The sequence below is a fragment of the Peribacillus faecalis genome (assembly GCF_014712675.1).
In the GTDB taxonomy this organism is placed as follows: Bacteria; Bacillota; Bacilli; order Bacillales; family DSM-1321; genus Bacillus_AD; species Bacillus_AD faecalis.
Genome location: NZ_JACXSI010000048.1, coordinates 1 through 19162, shown reverse-complemented (window position 1 = coordinate 19162; position 19162 = coordinate 1). Strand labels below are relative to the sequence as shown.

The window sequence follows — 19162 nt, the reverse complement described above, 5'->3', positions numbered from 1 at the left end:
TTTTACTCATATTCTTCCCCAGTATTTCTTTGATGTTTCTTCATTATATAAAAAATGTACCCCATAGGTAGACCTTTTTTGAAGTGTCTACTCTATAGGGTACATTTTATAGATTCGGGCAGCTTTTTTGTTTGTACTATAGGAAATTATAAAATTTTTGAACTTGGGCAGCTGCCTGACCAAGTCTTTAGTATTAGTCTCGCTAAAAGGGCTGGTGACGGTTTTTCTTACTTGTTTCCCAATTATAGGTATTAAGGTAATATATTCATAAGGGGGATGAGGAAAATGATGAGAATGCCGGCATCGACTTTTAGAAGGGTAGTAGCTAGGATTTTGGATAGTTTAATGATTTCGTTAATAGGCTTTCTGATTTTTGGAAATCCATTCGATGAGTGGGCAAATGGATGGGTGGAGAACGTCATTTATACAGTGTATATGACGATTACGCCTGTACTGTGGAGCGGATATGTCATCGGCAAGCGGATTTGCAAAATAAAAATAAAACGTTATGAAGATGATGGCGAAGTAAAGCTGTCGAATATGATTTTGCGGGAAGTAGTAGGTTTTCAAATGCTAGGTTTTATTACATTCGGCATATCACCAATCATTAGTTTGTTTATGATGGCTTTTCGTGAAGATAAACGGGGACTCCATGACTTGATCGGCGGTACATATGTAAGAGAGAAATAGTAAAGACGCGATTTGTGTCTTTGCTTTTTTTTGCCATTGGGGCGGCATCCTGACTTATTTATGTTTGTGGTAAAATGGTTTAATGCATTGAACAATTGACAAAGATAAATAGAACAGTCTTTAGACAACGTAAGTGTTATTACATACAAGAAGGACGAATGTGAATGATTATACAAGATTTTTTTGACGGAAGGACCTTTGATGCGTATGAGTTTTTCGGGGCTCATATTGAGGGTGATGAAGTCGTTTTCCGCACTTATGCGCCAAATGCGGTGAAAGTTTCGATATTTGGAGAGTTTAACAGCTGGCAGGAAGAAGAAATGGAAGAGCTCGGCGAAAGCGGGATATATTGCTTCCGTTCTAAAAAAGCGAGACCTGGCATGATGTATAAGTACCGGATATACAAGCAAGATGAGAAATTTATGGACCATTGCGATCCATACGGTTTCGGAATGGAACTCAGGCCAAACACTGCTTCCTATATTGTCGACTTAACTGAATATCAGTTTACGGATGATGAATGGATGGCGAATCGGAGCACAAACATGGATGAACCGCTTAATATATACGAAATGCATCTCGGTTCTTGGAAAACGAATGATGCGGATGAGAACGGCTGGTTTCGCTACAATGAGATTGCCGATGATTTAATAGCTTATGTAAAAGAAAATCATTACACGCATATTGAATTTATGCCGCTTAGCGAGCATCCGGCTGATTGTTCATGGGGTTACCAAAATACCGGTTTTTTCAGTCCTACTTCCCGTTACGGGACAGCGAAGGAATTAAAAGAGCTTGTAGATAAATGCCATCAGGCCGGAATCGGTGTCATTATCGATTTTGTACCGGTTCATTTTGCAGTTGATGACTATGGTCTCAATATGTATGACGGTACCGCTCTTTATGAATTTCCGCACAGCGATATGGCGGATAGCGAGTGGGGAACGCGTAATTTTATGCATTCAAGAGGCGAGGTGTGCTCGTTTTTGCAATCAGCTGCTAACTACTGGCTAAAGGAGTTTCATTTTGATGGCATACGAATGGATGCAATCAGCCGAGCGATTTATTGGCAGGGCGACCCGAATCGTGGCGTTAACACGAAAGCGATTGAATTTATTCAAAATATGAACCAAGGGTTAAAGCAGCTTCACCCGACTGCGATGCTGATTGCGGAGGACTCGACTGCTTATCCGAAGGTGACAGCACCCGTCGAGCATGGAGGATTAGGCTTTGATTATAAATGGGACCTGGGCTGGATGAATGACACGCTCCATTATTTCAGCAGATCGCCGGAAGAACGCCCTGCAGAATATCATAAGCTGACGTTTTCTATGCACTACTTTTACAATGAGCGGTTCTTGCTGCCGTTATCTCATGATGAGGTTGTGCACGGCAAGGGAACAATCATTCAAAAAATGTGGGGCGAGTATGAGGATAAGTTCCGACAGTTGCGGGCTCTGTACTTGTACATGTATACGCACCCTGGTAAAAAACTGAATTTCATGGGCAACGAAATCGCCCATTTTCGCGAATGGGATGAAAAGCGTGAGCAGGACTGGAACTTGCTTGAATTCCCGATGCATGATGCTTTCCACCGCTATATGAAAAAATTGGGCGAACTGTACATCTCTGTTAGAGCTTTATATGAATCACCGTACGATTACCACGCTTTCCACTGGCTCGTAGGGAATGACCAGCAACAATGTGTATATATTTTTGAACGTGGAATCGGCATTGAACGAATTGTTGCAGCATTTAATTTTTCTAATCACCATTATAAAAATTACCGCTTCTCTACATCAGTGCCGATGCAATTGAAAGAGCTGATGAACAGTGACTTTGATCTTTATGGCGGAAGTGTGCCGTATCAACTAATGGAATTTGCTGAATCCGATAGCTTTGAAATTGATTTGCCGCCACTTTCCGGAAGATTATTTAAAGGTGATGTTGTTTCTTTGGCGATTTAATGTTGAGTCTCTAAAAGTGTATGCAGACTTTTAGGGGCTCTTTTTATTTTGAAATATATGGTAAAATATAGAAGGTGTATTAGGAGGATTGTATGAGCGTATTGAAAAAGGTGCTTATAGGGGTTCTTATTTTATTGGGAGTCAGTGCATTAGCCATCGCCATTATTGCTTTTTCGTTTGCGCAGGCTATGAAGTCAGACCCAGATGAAGAGAAGAGAGTGAAGGACGCAGCGGAGCAATATATCATTGAACATTTTGCGGATGAAGTAACTGCTTTTGATACTTTGTTTGATGGAATGGGCAATTTTGATGGGTTTGAATATGCTGCTGTAGCGCGCCATGAAAAGTCAGGCACTGATTTTCTAATCTATCATGATGACTATACGGGGCAAATGACAGACACATTTATAATCAGCAAGTGGGAAGATGAGGCAGAAGCGAGTATTAAGCCATACGTTGAAGAAAGACTAGGGGAAGCATTAACTAGACAGGACTCAGCCCCGATTATCGACAGTGATGATTGGGATGAAATCGAAAAACAGATGAAAGGGAAGATTGAAATATTTGTTTACTTTGATGAACAAGCAGTTGAGGAAGCGAATGTCGATGTCAATAATCCGGTCAGTTACAACGAGGCGGGTGTGAATCCTTCGTTGATTCGGATAGATCTTCCGAGAAAGAAACAGGCTGATGATGACCAAGTCTTCAATGACTTAATCGACTCTCTGCAGGCAGATGGCGTAGTTAACCGTGGAACACTGCGAGTAGAGTACATCGACATGGGTGTGCCGCTTGAGGAAGAGAATTGGGAAAATACATTTTGATTGATGAGGGGCGAACCTATTTATTGTTTCGCTTCTATTTATTTAGACGGATTTTTAGTACGAAATAGCGCTCTCGCGGCAATAAAGGTTTTCAAAAATAACGCAGTCGATATTTAAATGCATCCTAAAAAAGGGATAAGCAGACGACTTCAAGAATAATTTACATACGTAATTATAGATTGGGGATTGTACATGAGTACGATTAAATTTTCTTCATTAATTATATTAACCACTTTTCTACTGGGTTCTTCTTTTACTGTCGTCAAGATGGGTCTGGCTTATTCATCACCGTTATTGCTGGCGGCACTGCGATTTTTGGTTGCTGGCATCGTTATGGCCATCTTTGTTCTTTTGTTTAAAAGGCCGCATCCGAAAGAGTGGAAAAGCTGGTGGAAGGTAGTGCTGATCGGCAGCTTGCAAACAGCTGGTGTAATGGGGTGCATATTTTTAAGTTTGAGGACGATTACAGCAGGGGAATCGTCAATACTGACTTTCACAAACCCGCTGCTTGTCGTCATTTTCGCCACATTGTTTTTAAAGTCACGTTACCGCCTGTATCAGTGGGGCGGGGTGCTGATGGGATTGGTCGGTGTGAGCATCACGATTGGCGCGCAAATAGAGTTTAAAGCCGGTATTATTTACGGTATTATCTCGGCGGTATTTTGGGCAGTATCCACTTTGTTGGTCAATCAGTGGGGAGCAAGCTTTGATACGTGGGTTCTTTCTGCCTATCAGATGTTGTTTGGCGGTTTGATTTTGTTGGCAGTAAGTTTCTTGCTAGAGGAGCCGTTGTTTGAAATGAATGGAGAATCTTTGCTGATTTTATTGTGGCTTGGCATCATGTCTTCTGTCGTTCAATTTGCAGTTTGGTATTATCTTTTGCAAAATGGAGAACCTGGAAAGACAAGTACGTTTTTATTTTTGGCGCCGTTTTTTGGTGTAATGACCGGCTGGCTTTTATTAGATGATCCACTTTATCCGTCCATACTCATCGGCGGATTGTTAATCATAATCGGGATTTATTTAGTGAACGGTAATTTCAAGAAAAATGTTGATCGAGTAATAAGTGAAACTGAAGTGTAAATAAAAAAAATCCTCCAATCGTATTTTGGAGGATTTTTGCCGAGGACAGCATGCTGTCATAAAATTCGGAATGATATTTAGTTATAGAGGTGAATGCTGGTTTTCCTGAATGCAAGAATCCTGAAACAATGAAAGCCCTACCTCTCTTCCATCCTTACGGTTCCTAGCCCGCGCCAGTGAGAATCAGAATTCTGAAATTCGTTCTGATGTTGGTAATGTGAATATTCTTGTGGTTTTAGAAAAACAAAAGAGGATTAGTTGAATGTTTTTGGAATAATGACTTAAATGGATGACCTAAAACAACGAAAGCCCTGCCTCTCTTTCATCCTTACAGTTCCTAGCCTGTGCCAGTGTGAATCAGGGGGTGTCAATTAAGTAATTACTACTATTCAATTATTGTGAGAAATGTCTTAACGTTTGTTAATGTAGAAACATAAATGAGACTGTATAAACAGCAAAAGAGGACGAGTTAAAGTATGTGTTAACATATTTTATGCGAATATGGCCATTTGCGAATCGGTAATTCCTTCGATCAATTCAAGTTCGCTCATAAGGAATCCTTGCGCTTGGTCCAACATTTTCTTTTCGCTTGCATTTAGTGCTTTTTCTTCTTTAATACGCAATAAATCACGTACAACTTCCGCACCGTCTTGTATTTTACCGGTTTTAATTTTTTCCGAATTTCTTTTAAATCTTTGCTTCCACACAAGTTCGTTATCGGATTCTCCGTTTTGGAAAATCTGTATTATGTTAGGGAGTGCAACAAGTTCAGTCACAGGACGAATATTTAGATGTACGGTTTTTTTCGTAGGGATCATAATCTCCATCGCATGCGTTGACATGTTGATAATATAATACTGTTGTATTTCTCCTAAAATTTCCTTCTCTTCTATAGCCTTGATGATACCTGCTCCATGCATTGGATATACGATATGATCGCCAATTTGAAACAAATAATCCACCTCCATATATGGTAACAAAATCAAGTGTAACACATATATGCTTATTTAGCAAAGTTTTATAATATCACACTGATAAAAAATGTGTCAAGAAGAAAGTTTATCCGAGTTGTTATTGTCTTTAAACGGTGTTTTCGCCACAATTTAAAAAGAGAGAAAAACCTGTCATTCCAAGGCTTTTGCTCTCTTTTTAGAATGGATATTAAAATACGCGTGTAACTTTAGCTACTCGAGGTTTCCAATAGCTATTTAAAGTAGCGGTTGCGACACCGGTTGATGTTGCGCAATGTAGAATTGTTGTGCTGTCAACGGCAATCGCGACGTGGTTGATTGTGCCGTCATAATCTGTATCGAAAAAGATTAAATCTCCTTTTCTGACGTTTGATAAAGAAATTGATTGACCGACTTTAGATTGAGCAACAGAATTACGTGGCAATGTGATGCCGTTCTCTTGATAAACACGCATTGTAAAACTTGAGCAATCAAATGCGTCCGTCTGTGTTGTCGAAGCTCCGTACAAATACTTTGCGCCTAAATATTTTTTGCCTGTCGCGATAATTGAATCAGCTTTAGTTTCCCAGCTAGAGCTATTGTTGGAAGAAGCATTGCCGGATACAGTAATGACTTGTCCGACTTTAATGATGTTAATGTTTTCAATTTGCGGATTTAGCGCTTTCAATTCAGTAACAGTCATGTTGTACTTTTTCGCGATGCCGGAGAATGTGTCGCCTTTAACTACAACATACGTCGAGTTGCCGGAAGAAGTGCTGTTAATTTTCAATACTTGTCCCGGATAAATTACATCGCTGCTTAAGTTATTCCAAGATTTTAAGTTTGCTACCGAAACATTATGTGCTTTAGAAATTTTCCATAACGAGTCACCTGATTTCACTATGTAATCAGCTGCAAGTGCATTACTTGAGAATAGTAACGTGCCGGCCAAAGCTCCGGCTATAATGAATTTCTTCATAAATATTGTGTACCCCCATTAATTACTATATTCATAAATTAGGGTAACAATTGAAATAGGTGATTTATAGTTTAAAATATTACCATTAGCATAGTGTAAATGTTTGTAACGTTTAGGTAATAAATGGATTTGAAAAAACGGATATAATATGCTTATTAGGAAAAGGAGGGAGAAGCTCGTGACACAAGGAATCAATTTAATACCAATTAAAGATAACCGATTAGCCTACTTTAGCGAATTGTTAATGGCTGATGAAAGTGAAGAAGTTGTAAATAGTTATATAAATGATGGTGAGTTGTATGCGATAGAACGTGGAGAAGGCAGAGCGGGAGTTATGCTTTTCACCTTTCATGAAGATAAGGTCGTTGAACTGAAAAATATCGCTGTTCATCCTGAATTTCGCGGAAAGGGGATCGGCAAGCAAGTGATTAATGAAGCGTTTTCTGTATATAAGGAACGCGGTTTTCATAAGATGATTGTAGGCACTGCCAACTCTAGCATTGATAACTTGGCTTTCTATCAAAAGGCAGGCTTTCGGATAAAGGACATTAAAAAAGGATTCTTTGAAAAATATCCGGAGCCGATTTTCGAAATGGGTATTAGAGCGCGCGATTTGGTGATGTTTGAGAAGGATTTGACGGAAACTGAGGAAATGATTGCTGTTTTTGATGAAAATCGCAACAAAATTGGTGTCGCAAGCCGAGAAGAGGTCCATGCTAAGGGACTTTGGCATGAAACTTTTCAATGCTGGTTTGTCGACCGAAACTCTATTTATCTTCAAATACGCAGCATTTGTAAAAAAGATTATCCGAGTCTGCTTGATATAACAGCAGCCGGCCATATTTTAGCTCATGAAACAATTGCGGACGGTGTAAGGGAAATTGAAGAGGAATTAGGAATAGCTGTTACATATGAGAAATTGCAACCGGCAGGTATTATTGAGGCATGCATTGTTACAGATACGATAATAGACCGAGAATTCGCTAATGTCTTTGTATATGAGACGGATGAACCGCTCTCTTTCAAACTGCAAAAGGAAGAAGTGGCAGGAATGGTGCAAGCGCAATGGTGGGATTTTGAACGATTCTGTTTAGGGGAAATGGATGAGATTAAAGTGTGCGGATTTGTAGTCGATGAAGCCGGAGAAGAAGTCACTTTGGAAAAATACGTGACGAAACAGGATTTTGTGCCCCATCCGGTGAGCTATTGGGAACAAGTTGCAAAATCGATCGCGACGATTCTTGATAAATAATGCAAAAAGGCCTCTTAACCGTACAAGTTAAGAGGCTGTTTGATTAAAAGAAAAGTGAATGTGAAATTAAATAGCTGTCTAACCTTACACCTGCCATGCTCGGAGGCCTACACGATGTAGGTCATATCGGCGTTGCCACAGGACGTGGCGCCCTTAGCCGATGTTCCTTTTACACACATCTCCCCAAAGAAACCAAGTTCGGGTTTCTTGTGTGGGGCTCTCAGGATGAGAGTCACAGCGACGAAGATATGCGGACGTAGCGCTCTTAGTTGCTGTTCCTTCTTAGTCTATGTCTAGCTGCAGCGGCCAGCCAGTTTTCATCTTAGATAATCACCCCCGAGTATCTTGTCAAATTCATGACTGGTAAGTGATGAATTTGACAGCTCGAGGTCATAAGCCAAATCACTCCAGAAATTTTACAATTTCCTACCTGATTCGTCTTATGCAGGTCGGAGGCTCTCAGGACGAGAGTTACAGCGACGTTGCTACAGGACGCAGCGTCCTTAGTCGCTGTTCCTTACTTGCGGTCCGCTTCCGCTTTTCGGTTCCCGCATGTCTTCTTTTTCATTGAAGCCAAATCAAGGAGTGAAATCAAAAATGAAAAAGGACCGGTGACGATTTTTCTAATTCACAATTGGTGTTTCTTTATTGTCTTTCCAGTCGATGATGAACGCTTTTTGCTGAGGGTTTAAGTTTTTCGGCAAGTTCGTTTTCGGGTAGAAGCGGTGCTCGCGATTGGCTGCATCTTTTATTCGCACCTTGCCGCTATATTCGGTTGTGTGGAATATGACCTGAAGATTAAAGCCTTTATCTCCATTTCTATATGTAACAAAGCAGTCTCTGCCCGATTGCATACCAAACAGCTTCATCGATTCGATTGTTAATGCCGTTTGTTCAAGGACATTCCGTTTAGCGGCTTCTTCGTACTTTTCGCCGATTTCCATTATGCCTCCCGGTAAGCACCAATTTGTTTCACCAGCAGGACGCTGAAGCAAAATTTTATTTTCTTTTTCAATAATCACGCCGCAGCTGATCGTTAAAATTTGATTTTGTAAAGAGTGATTGTCTGACACAGTTCATGCTCCTTTTAATGCGGTTTATATAAAAGCAATTATACAGTATAGGGCATAAAAAGGATAAGGGTCAAATCCATTCGATGATTTCGATGCGGTTGCCGAACGGGTCAAAGAAATGAAACCTTTTCGCATCGGGAATACGATCGTCTTCGGTAATATCGACATTATTTGCGATTAAATGCTGTTTAAGTGCTTCGATATTAAGTACTTCAAATGCAGGATGTGCTTTTTTAGCCGGGTAAAATGTTTCTTCAATACCGATATGAATATGACAACTGCCGCAAGAAAACCAGACACCTCCATTGTTTTTGAGCTTTTCCGGTTTTTCGATTTCCTGAAAGCCTAATAGATTTATGAAAAACTTCCGTGCTGCCTCTTCGCTTCCTTTTGGAGCAGCTAGTTGAATGTGGTCAATTTTATTAAATGAAAAATCCATTTTTGAATCGCCTCCTATTTCAATTTTAGTGGGAATTGAGTGATAAGTATATTTTATTATTTTTAGTAAAATGGATAAGTTTTTATTTAATTGAAGGGGAAACGGAGCGGATATCGAATTTTATGTAGTAAAATCTGATGAAATTCCGATATAAGGGGATAGTCGCATGAAAAAATGGATTTTCGCATTTATAATCATTTTCCTTATTTTTTTCATTTCGTATTTTGCAAGAACTGAAGATAAATTGACGGTTCAAGAAAAGCAGGGAAAAGCTAAATATCAATTTGTTGCCTATAAAGAGAAAATTGATGAGGAAACCGCGAAAGCAATCAAAAAGGAACTCCAAAAAGGAAATTGGAAGAACAGTAAAATCAAATTAAATAAAAAACCATCAGATTACATTTTTTATTTTAATGAACCAAAAGAAGATGGGCGTGCTTCTGTTTACCATATATGGCTCAAAGCTGATCCGCTTCAAGTAACAGTATACAGTGGAAAAAAAGAAATGAAGCTTAAAGGTGAAGCAGCGGAAACATTAGTCAAAAATGTTCTGGATGTAGAGTATTACCAACATTAGCAAGAAAGCCATCTTAGATGATGGCTTTCTCACTAAGGGAGATTAGTGATTCTCTATTTACCTCGCATTCCTTGCAAACCTTTGCGTCCTTGCAGCGGTTTGACCATAGTATGGTTCTGCTCAGAAGATTTCACGTTCTTTTGATAAGCCGCATTGGCTCTGCCGGAGTGCAACAAGTGTTTAAGAGTTTCCACCTCATTTACGTATGAAGTTGATTTTCTGTACCCGCTCATTTGTAAATTCCCCCCAACTTATATTGGACTACATATTGTTTTACCCTGTAAGACAATACGAAAACCTCCGCCAATTATTGACAGAGGGATTGATTTACAGGACACCCATTGTTTAATAAATATTTGGCAACCTTATTCAATAAAGGGGTAATAGATGGATTTTTAGCAGCTCAGCTGAATTAAAACGCAAAGTACAATGGCGCAGAAATCAGAAATACATACATTAATTCAAATGATAAAGAAGACTCTAAAAGTATAACTTTTGGAGTCTTTTTTGATTACAGAAAAATCCAAAGCGTTCAAATTAAGCATAATGAGCAGTTTTAAAGGGTATGGAAAAACTAAGATGTGTGGCGATGGTTATGTCGATTTCACATTGACGGCCATTATCAGATCATCCGGTATAAAAATGATAGTAATTATTCACCAAGAAATTACAGCATGAAGGGAAGTGTGCGGAATGAAGGTTTTACGGTTAAGCGCTGTATATAAATCGTACAAGCTTGCGGGAGGCAAGGTTTTTCCTGTGCTGAAGGATGTTAATGTATCCTTTGACCGTGGTGAGCTTGTATCGATTATCGGCGAATCCGGGAGCGGGAAATCGACATTAATGAACGTGATAGGCGGTCTTGATTCTGACTTTTCAGGGGAGGTAGCCGTCGATGGCAAAAATATCGGTGATTACAATGAGAAGGAATTAGATCAATATAGGAAAAATAAAGTTGGCTTCGTCTTTCAAAGCTTTAACTTAATTCCGCATTTATCGGTGCTCGATAATGTGACAATTGCGATGACATTATCGAATGTTTCAAAGCAGCAGCGAACGCAGCGTGCCGAGGAGATATTGACGCAAGTCGGTTTGAAGGACCACATGTATAAAAAGCCTGATCAGCTGTCAGGAGGTCAAAAGCAGCGTGTCGCAATCGCAAGAGCGCTGATAAATGATACGGAAATCATTATTGCGGATGAACCGACTGGAGCATTAGACTCGGAAACAACGGAGCAAGTGCTTGATATCATTAAGGAAATTGCTAAAAGGGGCAAGCTTGTCATTATGGTTACCCATTCGGAACGGGTAGCACGGCATTCTTCACGTATTATAGAGTTGGCCGACGGGAAAATTATCTCCGATTCAGAAGGTCCGGCTGTTGCTCAAGTAAATGAAGAATTTGTACATACAGAAATCAACAAACGACAGCAAAATTTGAGCTTCGGCTCGGCAATTAAGCTTGCTTTTCAAAACATGAAGGAAAAATTGAGCCGGAATGTTTGGGTTTCATTCGGAGCAAGCATAGGCATCATGAGTGTCATCTTAATGCTTTCTTTAGGAAATGGTATGAAAACTTATTTTAATGATTCGATGAACAGCATGGTCAATCCTCTAGTCGTGGAGGTGAATATGCCGATGGAGGAAGAGCCAGGCATGGATTCTGATTCGATGGAAATGCCTCCTAATGTGATGCTCTCTCTCATGGGTGTGCAAACGCCTTTTGAGGAAGAAGATATTGAAAAGCTATCCGCTATTCCGAATGTGGTATCGGCAGAGAAAGGATTCAATCTAATTTCCTTTGGCACTAATACAATCGAATATAACGACAAAACGAGTACGATTATGGCGCTCGCGACCGTTTCCTCCAATTTAACGGCATCAGGCATCAAAGAGGGAGAATTGCCGGGGGAGAGCGGGGTACTTATTACTGAAGGCATGAATGAGAAACTTGGCGGCAATATGATTGGCAAAAATGTGACGCTAAATGTCGTTATCAAAAATCAAATCTTCAGCGGTGATTTTAAGGTGAGCGGCATCAGCGCCCCAATCGGAAACAATCCGAATTCATCGATGGAAATGGTGTATGTGAGCTTTGATGATTTGCAGCAGCTGGCTGAGGATAATGATTATGATTTGCAGCCGACGACGATGTATTTAGTGACGGAAGATGAGTCTTATGCGGAAGATATTAAGGCTGAAGTGAAGGAACTTGGATATAGAGGTTCGACACAAGAGACAATGACAGAAGTGTTTACAGAAATGCTCGATGTGTTGACAGTCGTTTTGGCGAGCGTATCGGGCGTTTCTTTGTTTGTGTCTGCAATTATGATTTTAGTTGTGCTGCATATTAGCGTCGTGGAACGAACGAAGGAAATCGGAGTGCTGAAAGCGATTGGAGCGAGAAGAAAGGATATTAAACGCATTTTTGTTTCTGAAGCGTTTCTAATCGGATTAACGAGCGGACTCATTGGTGTTGCTGTTTCAAGTGTGCTGTCCGTGTTGGCAAATATCGTTTCGAACCATTATTTTGATGTGAGTATTATGATGCCGAAAACGCAATATTTGATTTTCGGAATAGTAGTAAGCATAGTCATCAGTATGCTTGCGGGCATTATGCCTGCAAGCAAAGCTGCGAAACTTGATCCGGTGGATTCTTTGCGAAGAGAGTAACAGTCAACATTGAAGCATTGAATTGACAGGGAGTTGAAGAAAATTACAAATAAGTCTATTAGAGGGGAATTCAGTAATCACAGAGGGGGAAGATGGATTATGGTAAATAATCAATACAGTATGACGGCAAAAATATCGGCCTTTGGTCGCGCGTATCATTCTTTACATGATGAGCCGAAAATATTTAATGATTTTCTTGCAAAAAGATGGCTGACTGATGAGGAATATGCGCAAGTATCGCAATATATGGCAGGGGGCATTAACTTCTTTAATCCGGAACATGCCGAAGAGTTTGCGGATCAGGGGAGGGCACTGGAATGGGTTGTGCAGACACAGCTGGCTCCAACCCCGTTAGCAAGGGCGAGATATTGTGAGGACATGTTGAAAAATGCGGTTGCGTTAGGTGCCGGGCAGTATGTCATTTTAGGAGCAGGGCTGGATACATTTGCTTTCCGCCATCCTAAACTGCTTAAAAAGTTGGATGTTTTTGAAGTAGATCATCCATTTACACAAAGCTTCAAAAAGAGCAAGTTAAAGGAGATGGATTGGGATATTCCTGAAAAACTGCATTTTGTGCCAATGGATTTTTCGCAAGACACTCTTGTTGATGCATTAAAGCAAGCAGATTATGATGAAAAAAAATTGAGCTTTTTCAGTTGGCTCGGCGTCACATATTATTTGAGCAAAGAAGATATTTTGAAAACATTAAAACAGATTGCGGAAATTGCGCCTAAAGGGAGCACTGTCGTTTTCGATTACGGTGATGAGCAGCTGTTTGATGCAAGCAAAACATTGAAGCGGGTGCAAAACATGGTTGCAATGGCAGCCGAAAGCGGTGAACCGATGAAGAGTTGCTTCAGTTATCCGGAATTGGAAAAACTGCTTGCCGAAGCAGGCTTTCATATTTACGAACATTTAACTCCTAATGACATAGAAGTGAAATATTTTCAAAACCGCCATGATTATTTACATGCGTTTGAGAATATTCATTATTGCCTTGCGGTACTGCAATAAAACACGTCTTTTGATGTTTAACAAAAAATTCACTGAATTGCCATTCATTTTTTGTCTTGATTTAAAGGAATAGAGTGAAAAGTAGCGAATTATCTTTCTTTAAATAATTGGAAGAAAGAGGGTTGAGATATTTGCAAACAGTTCAAGTCGCACAATGGTTATTGAAAGTTGATGCAGAAAAGACGAGAGAGTTTTATAAAAATGTTAAGTCGGAGGAAGTGTGCGATTGCATCTATTGCTTGAATTTTATGGAGGCGAGTAAGTCTCTTGATCCGGCCGTTCTGCAATTATTTCGGCAACTTGGCATAAATCCGGAAAAGCCATCACATCTTTCTGATATTCCGATTTCGGAAGATAAGATGATTCGCTATTACATAGGGAATTATCATTTTGTCGGTACTGTAATAGACGGTCAAATGTGCACTTTGTCTGACTGGAATGAGACGAACACGGTGCAAATGCATCCATTCAAGTTGGGCATTTCTAATAAAACAAAATTCGGACCTGAAAATTTCCCAAAGCCGATGCTTCAATTGGATTTTGAAGCAGATATCCCTTGGCTGTTAGCGGAAGAACCGGAGGAAATTTAAGAAGATAGAAGAACCATAGCCGGAGGGCTATGGTTCTTTTTCGGAGAATCCGGAAGGTTGTCTATTCTTACACCTGTAAAGCTTGAGGCCAGCAGGTGCAGGTGACATCAGTATTGCCGCACGACGCGGCGTTTCCGCTCTTATTTTTCTGGTGTTCTTACAACAAGTACGTCACAAGGAGCGTGGCGTGTTATGTATGAAGATACACTTCCCAGCATGAATCTTTCCAGTGCAGTCATGCCTGTTGCTCCGCAAACGACTAAGTCAATCTCGTATTTGCTGATCATTTTTTTCGTCATGAACGTTTTCGGAGAGCCGTATTCAACTTCAATTACAACGTTGCTTAGTCCGTTTTCTTTTGCTTGTACCTTATATTTTTCCAGTAAGGATAGCGCATATTCTTTCGCTTTGTCCAGTGCTGGGGCTGTATCATATGTTTCTGTAATGGCGAAGCTTAATGTATCAATTACGTGTGTGATAACTAGAGTTGCATCATTTCGTTTGGCAACGTCAATTGCTTTTTTTAAAGCCCACTCAGCTTCAGAAGAACCATCAATACCGATTAATATATTTTGATATTTTAAACTCATCGTAGAACCCTCCTTACGTGGTTATTTATATTATAACAAAACTGCATCTCAATTTTGTTATTTTTCTAAATTATTCACGCTATATTGTATAATTTGGTGGTAAGTATTTTGTGAGGGGGACTTGATATGCTTTCAAAAGAACAATTGCAAGATATTAAAAATTTGCAGAAACAATGCGAGCAAGGAGAACTATTTCAGCTTAAGCTTAATTGGGATATGCTAGAGAGCCGTGGGAGTCATGACAGAAATGACTTTTTTTATTACGAGGCAGATAAACTGGTTGGATTTCTTGCATTATATAATTTCGGAAATAAGTATGAATTGTGTGGTATGGTTCATCCGGATAAGCGGAGGAAAGGGATATTCACGCAATTATTTGATAGAGCTGTAGTAGAATTGAAAAAGAGAAAATGTAATCAGTTGCTATTGAATGCGCCGGCACATTCTGTATCGGCAAAAGAATTTTTAACACGGATAGATTGCAAATATTTCAACTCAGAACTGCAAATGAAATGGTCCGAAAGGCTTTTACAATGGACTGATACTGTTTTGGTAAGACAGTCTGAACCGCGCGACCTTGATGATGAAATCCGGCTTGAGGTACAGTGCTTTGGCTTCACTGAGGAAGAGGCAGCCGAGTTTACAAACAACATTCGCAGAGCTGGAAACGAGTTATTTTATATTATTGAATTTAAAGGAGAGACGGTTGGGAAAATTCGTGTAGATCGCAACAAAGGGGAAGCGTGGATTTACGGATTTGCTGTTTATCCGAAGTACCAAGGAAAAGGAATAGGAAGAGCAGCATTGACTAATACTATTATACAAGAGCGAAATCTAGGGCATGAGGTGTTTCTTGAGGTTGAGTCGAAAAATGCGAATGCTTTGAAACTTTACCAATCTATTGGATTTCATGCATTTCATGTGCAAGACTATTATGAATATCAATTATAGTAGAGGTCAGCCAATATTAGACAATAGATTATACTCATATAAAAAATGAAACTTTAATAGTTCACATTCAATACCTTCTATCTATTGGATTAATTTTTTCATTTCATTATTTATAGAATGATTTTGTTATATAAATGTGAAGTTTCTCTTACGAATATTGTTATTTTAGTATAATTATTGAACGGGGGCAGAACGCTATCTTATAATGAAAGCCTGAAAGGGTGCGAAGTTGATGAGTAGAAAGGGAAACAAAAGTTCGTTTCAAAGTGCCAAACAAAAATTAATATCCATCATCCTTGTTACTTTATTTGCGGGTATTGCGTGCGCAACCATTTTTGGAGCGTTCTTCTTTGGAATAGCGGGGTTCCTTAGTTTATTTAATGTGCAATATACTTCGTTGTTTGCGCTAATTAAATTTGTATTATGTTTCTTTATTATAGGATTTATAATGGAGCCGATTTCCAGATTGATGACCTTAATCATTTCCAGCAAATTGAGCAGTAAGGAAAAACTTCCTGTAATCAGAATGATGTTTAACTGCCTTTTTTCATGGCTTTCTATTTATTTGGCAGATGCGCTTGTAAGCGGGATTGACATTCCTTTAATGACGGAATTTTTAGCTGTAGCAGTGCTCTATCTAGCTGAAATTGCTTTTGCGGATAAAGAAGTTATAGTGAGTTAGCGGGGCTTCATTTGGAAGTGTCGCTTTTTTTATTTGCTTTAAAAGATTATAAAATATTTCTATGGTGCTAAACAGGGCGCTTGTGCTTTTGTTCAAATGAAAAAGGCCCGGTGACGGTTTTTCTTTGTGAAAATTGTAAATAATAACAGGATAGTTTTTTCATTAAGAAGAATGATTTTGTATGCTAATGGTAAGAAAGATTATTGAATGAAAGGCGGTAAAGCGGTATGAAATTTGATTTGCATACACATCATGAAAGGTGCGGACATGCTGTCGGACAGATTCGCGATTATATAGAAGCGGGCATATCTGGCGGTTTAAAGGTTATTGGCATTGCTGATCATACACCTTATTTTGCTTCAGATGAAGACCATCCTTATCCAAAGGTTACAATGCCGAGAAGCGATTTTTCGAATTATGTGAATGAGGTGTTGAAGCTAAAATCGGAATACAGCGGAAAAATTGATGTGTTGCTGGGAGTGGAAGCGGATTACTTTCCGGAGTCGGCACATATTTACCGTTTTTATTTGGATCAATATCCTTTTGATTATGTAATTGGCTCGATTCACCATGTTGGGGGGCAAAGCATTTTTAAAAGAGGCCGCTGGGAAGGTTTGACGGAGAAGGAAAGGGTTGCGACAAAGGAAGCTTATTATTCGCTTATTCAACAGTCGGCCCGCAGCAATATGTTTCAAATTCTCGGTCATATTGATGCGATGAAGGCCTATTATCCTGATTTCTCATTAATTGAGACATTGGCCGTAGAGGAAACGCTAAAGGTCATTTCTGAATGCGATGTTGCAATAGAAATCAATACATCCGGCAAGACGAAGGATGTCGGCGGTTGGTATCCGTCTGCTGATATATTGGAAATGGCAAAGCATTTTGACGTAAAGCTGACGTTCGGCTCGGATGCTCATAATCCGGAGAGGGTCGGCGATGAATTCGAAGAAGTAAGGGAGCAATTAAAGCAAATCGGCTTTAAGGAATGGTTTTATTACAAAGTGAAAAGACGTGTCTCTGTACCGTTATAAAAACGATCAAAAAGAAGCATAATGAATGCTTCTTTTTATTGAAATAAAAAAGGGCGGTAACAGTTTTTCTAATATTGAAAAATGATAACTTTTGGTGCTAGTATAATAGTATGAAAATGCTGGCAAGGCATGTGACGGAGGATAAACAAAAAATGAGAGAACAGCTTTTAATTTGGGATTTGGATGATACAATCATCTCGACATACGCAGAGTTTGTTAAAACTAACAAACAATGTGCCGAAGCGATTTCAAAGGAAATTTTCGGTGACTTTCGCAAGGTGGATGATATTTTACAAAGACAACGCATCTTGGATTTAACGTTAATTCCAAAATACGGCCTTGTACCGCCAAGATATGAAATGAGTTGGCTGAATACATCGACGGAATTTTTCCGCCAGCACGGCATGGAGCCGAAAGCTTCCGTTCAAAGGGAAATCGGTGAGTATGTGCATGACGTTTATGTTCGTAAATATAAAAATGTTCCTGGCTCGCTTGAAGTTATTCAAGAGCTAAAAAAAGAGGGCTTTTCAATGGTTGTATTGACAGCCGGTGAGGAATCCGTTCAAAAACGCAGAATTGAACAAGCCGGTGTAGCGGATTATATGGAAGGTATCCACGTTTATCCGTATAAAACGCCGAATACATTAAAAGAAGTCATGCAACAGCATAGCAGCAATCATTATGCGATGATCGGTAACTCTTTAAAGAGTGATATATATCCGGCTTTAGAGAATCATATTTTAGGCGTTCATGTTCAGAAGGAAACGTGGGCGGAGGATGAGCACGAAATCGACCGCGCTAATCCTCTTTACAAAGCAGTTGAGCAAGTGACAGAAGTACCTGAAGTTTTCGGAATGAATAAATTGATTGTCTAGAAGAAAAGGGGAAGATGGAGAAAATATGTTTAAGAAACTATTATCATCTGTAGGTATTGGGGCAGCAAAGGTAGATACACAGCTGTCTAAGACTCATTACGTTGTCGGCGAAAAGCTGGAAGGTGTTGTAAGGATTCAAGGAGGGCAAACGGAACAAGAAATTGACAGCATATACTTATCGCTTCTTACGGAGTATGAAGATGAATTTAATGATACAAAAGTAACTAAAACTGCTGTTATTGATAAGTTTGAATTGCTGCATGCTTTCAAAATTGGGGTAAATGAAACAAAAGAAGTGCCGTTTAGCTTCACAATCCCGTACGAAACGCCAGCCACATTGGGGAAAACGAATGTATGGGTGCAAACAGGTTTGGATATTAAAATGGCCGTCGATCCGCAAGACCGAGATTATATTAGGATTAATCCTCATCCTTTAGTTTCTGAATTTTTACAGACGGTAGAGAATTTAGGATTCAGATTGCGTAAAGTAGATTGTGAGAAAGCGCCAAGTGTCTTCCGTAATCGTCTTCCGTTTGTCCAGGAATTTGAATTCAAACCATATCGCGGCGAATTTGCAGGCAGACTGGATGAGCTTGAGGCTGTTTTTACTGTCTCCGATCATCAAGTGGATGTTGTACTGCAAGTCGACCGCAGAGCAAGAGGCTTCGGAGGATTTTTAGCCGAGGCATTGGAGATGGACGAATCGTATGTAAGATTCTCCTACAGCCGAGCGGATGTACCGGCGTTATCTCAAACGATTGCCGGAATAATTCGCCGTTACAGCTAAATTAAAATCAAGCCAGCTCTTAATAAACTGTACCCTATAAGATAGACACTTGAAAAAAGTCTATCCTATAGGGTACTTTTGTTTATAATGAGAAAAAAGATGTCGGAGCGGAATGAAATGACAAAGAGATAT

20 protein-coding genes are annotated in these 19162 nt (G+C 39.6%); 14 read left to right on the top strand and 6 right to left on the bottom strand.

Annotated elements, in window-relative coordinates; genetic code table 11:
• The first annotated feature begins 285 nt into the window (after positions 1-285).
• The 4 genes from IEO70_RS16515 (at position 286) to IEO70_RS16500 (ending at position 4564) form a co-directional block, all read left to right on the top strand.
• Complete coding sequence (locus IEO70_RS16515) at positions 286-690, top strand: RDD family protein (RefSeq protein ID WP_190999479.1); 405 nt, start codon at positions 286-288, stop codon at positions 688-690.
• A 164-nt stretch (positions 691-854) separates the two neighbouring features.
• Positions 855-2657, top strand: coding sequence for a 1,4-alpha-glucan branching protein GlgB (gene glgB, locus IEO70_RS16510; RefSeq protein WP_190999478.1), 1803 nt, complete (start codon positions 855-857; stop codon positions 2655-2657).
• A 92-nt stretch (positions 2658-2749) separates the two neighbouring features.
• A complete protein-coding gene (locus tag IEO70_RS16505; RefSeq protein ID WP_190999477.1) occupies positions 2750-3481 on the top strand; it encodes a type 2 periplasmic-binding domain-containing protein in 732 nt (243 codons plus the stop codon).
• Between the two features lie 192 nt (positions 3482-3673).
• Positions 3674-4564 (top strand): DMT family transporter, encoded by an 891-nt coding sequence (locus tag IEO70_RS16500; RefSeq protein WP_190999476.1) that lies wholly within the window; start codon positions 3674-3676, stop codon positions 4562-4564.
• 491 nt (positions 4565-5055) lie between these two features.
• Here IEO70_RS16500 and IEO70_RS16495 read toward each other — a convergent pair whose 3' ends face one another.
• A complete protein-coding gene (locus IEO70_RS16495) occupies positions 5056-5532 on the bottom strand; it encodes a CarD family transcriptional regulator (RefSeq protein WP_190999481.1) in 477 nt (158 codons plus the stop codon).
• A 193-nt stretch (positions 5533-5725) separates the two neighbouring features.
• Complete coding sequence (locus tag IEO70_RS16490; RefSeq protein ID WP_190999475.1) at positions 5726-6493, bottom strand: C40 family peptidase; 768 nt, start codon at positions 6491-6493, stop codon at positions 5726-5728.
• A gap of 178 nt (positions 6494-6671) precedes the next feature.
• On the opposite strand from IEO70_RS16490, the gene IEO70_RS20380 reads away from it, so the two are divergent.
• Positions 6672-7745 (top strand): GNAT family N-acetyltransferase, encoded by a 1074-nt coding sequence (locus tag IEO70_RS20380; RefSeq protein WP_328820955.1) that lies wholly within the window; start codon positions 6672-6674, stop codon positions 7743-7745.
• Positions 7746-8368: 623 nt separating this feature from the next.
• Here the strand turns inward: IEO70_RS20380 and IEO70_RS16480 are convergent.
• Positions 8369-8818, bottom strand: coding sequence for an NUDIX hydrolase (locus IEO70_RS16480; RefSeq protein ID WP_190999474.1), 450 nt, complete (start codon positions 8816-8818; stop codon positions 8369-8371).
• 70 nt (positions 8819-8888) lie between these two features.
• Positions 8889-9257, bottom strand: coding sequence for a VOC family protein (locus tag IEO70_RS16475; RefSeq protein ID WP_190999473.1), 369 nt, complete (start codon positions 9255-9257; stop codon positions 8889-8891).
• A gap of 166 nt (positions 9258-9423) precedes the next feature.
• Between IEO70_RS16475 and IEO70_RS16470 the strand changes: the two genes are divergently transcribed.
• Positions 9424-9834 (top strand): hypothetical protein, encoded by a 411-nt coding sequence (locus tag IEO70_RS16470; protein ID WP_190999472.1) that lies wholly within the window; start codon positions 9424-9426, stop codon positions 9832-9834.
• Positions 9835-9887: 53 nt separating this feature from the next.
• Here IEO70_RS16470 and IEO70_RS16465 read toward each other — a convergent pair whose 3' ends face one another.
• Positions 9888-10067 carry a hypothetical protein gene (locus IEO70_RS16465; RefSeq protein WP_190999471.1) on the bottom strand — a complete coding sequence of 60 codons (180 nt, stop codon included), beginning with the start codon at positions 10065-10067 and terminating at the stop codon, positions 9888-9890.
• A gap of 460 nt (positions 10068-10527) precedes the next feature.
• Here IEO70_RS16465 and IEO70_RS16460 point away from each other — a divergent pair, with 460 nt between their 5' ends.
• The 3 genes from IEO70_RS16460 (at position 10528) to IEO70_RS16450 (ending at position 14111) form a co-directional block, all read left to right on the top strand.
• Positions 10528-12507 (top strand): ABC transporter ATP-binding protein/permease, encoded by a 1980-nt coding sequence (locus IEO70_RS16460; RefSeq protein ID WP_190999470.1) that lies wholly within the window; start codon positions 10528-10530, stop codon positions 12505-12507.
• 99 nt (positions 12508-12606) lie between these two features.
• A complete protein-coding gene (locus IEO70_RS16455) occupies positions 12607-13521 on the top strand; it encodes a class I SAM-dependent methyltransferase (RefSeq protein WP_190999469.1) in 915 nt (304 codons plus the stop codon).
• Between the two features lie 131 nt (positions 13522-13652).
• Entirely contained in the window at positions 13653-14111 is a 459-nt protein-coding gene (locus IEO70_RS16450) for a hypothetical protein (protein ID WP_190999468.1), read from the top strand.
• Between the two features lie 140 nt (positions 14112-14251).
• On the opposite strand, the gene IEO70_RS16445 is transcribed toward IEO70_RS16450, so the two are convergent.
• Entirely contained in the window at positions 14252-14701 is a 450-nt protein-coding gene (locus tag IEO70_RS16445) for a universal stress protein (protein WP_190999467.1), read from the bottom strand.
• Between the two features lie 126 nt (positions 14702-14827).
• On the opposite strand from IEO70_RS16445, the gene IEO70_RS16440 reads away from it, so the two are divergent.
• The 5 genes from IEO70_RS16440 (at position 14828) to IEO70_RS16420 (ending at position 19030) form a co-directional block, all read left to right on the top strand.
• On the top strand, positions 14828-15652 hold the full coding sequence (locus IEO70_RS16440) for a GNAT family N-acetyltransferase (protein ID WP_190999466.1): 825 nt from the start codon (positions 14828-14830) through the stop codon (positions 15650-15652).
• A gap of 232 nt (positions 15653-15884) precedes the next feature.
• Entirely contained in the window at positions 15885-16334 is a 450-nt protein-coding gene (locus IEO70_RS16435; protein WP_190999465.1) for a YrvL family regulatory protein, read from the top strand.
• 227 nt (positions 16335-16561) lie between these two features.
• Positions 16562-17368 (top strand): histidinol-phosphatase, encoded by an 807-nt coding sequence (locus IEO70_RS16430; RefSeq protein WP_190999464.1) that lies wholly within the window; start codon positions 16562-16564, stop codon positions 17366-17368.
• A gap of 152 nt (positions 17369-17520) precedes the next feature.
• Positions 17521-18243, top strand: coding sequence for an HAD family hydrolase (locus tag IEO70_RS16425; RefSeq protein WP_190999463.1), 723 nt, complete (start codon positions 17521-17523; stop codon positions 18241-18243).
• 25 nt (positions 18244-18268) lie between these two features.
• Entirely contained in the window at positions 18269-19030 is a 762-nt protein-coding gene (locus tag IEO70_RS16420; protein WP_190999462.1) for a sporulation protein, read from the top strand.
• The last annotated feature ends 132 nt before the right edge of the window (positions 19031-19162 follow it).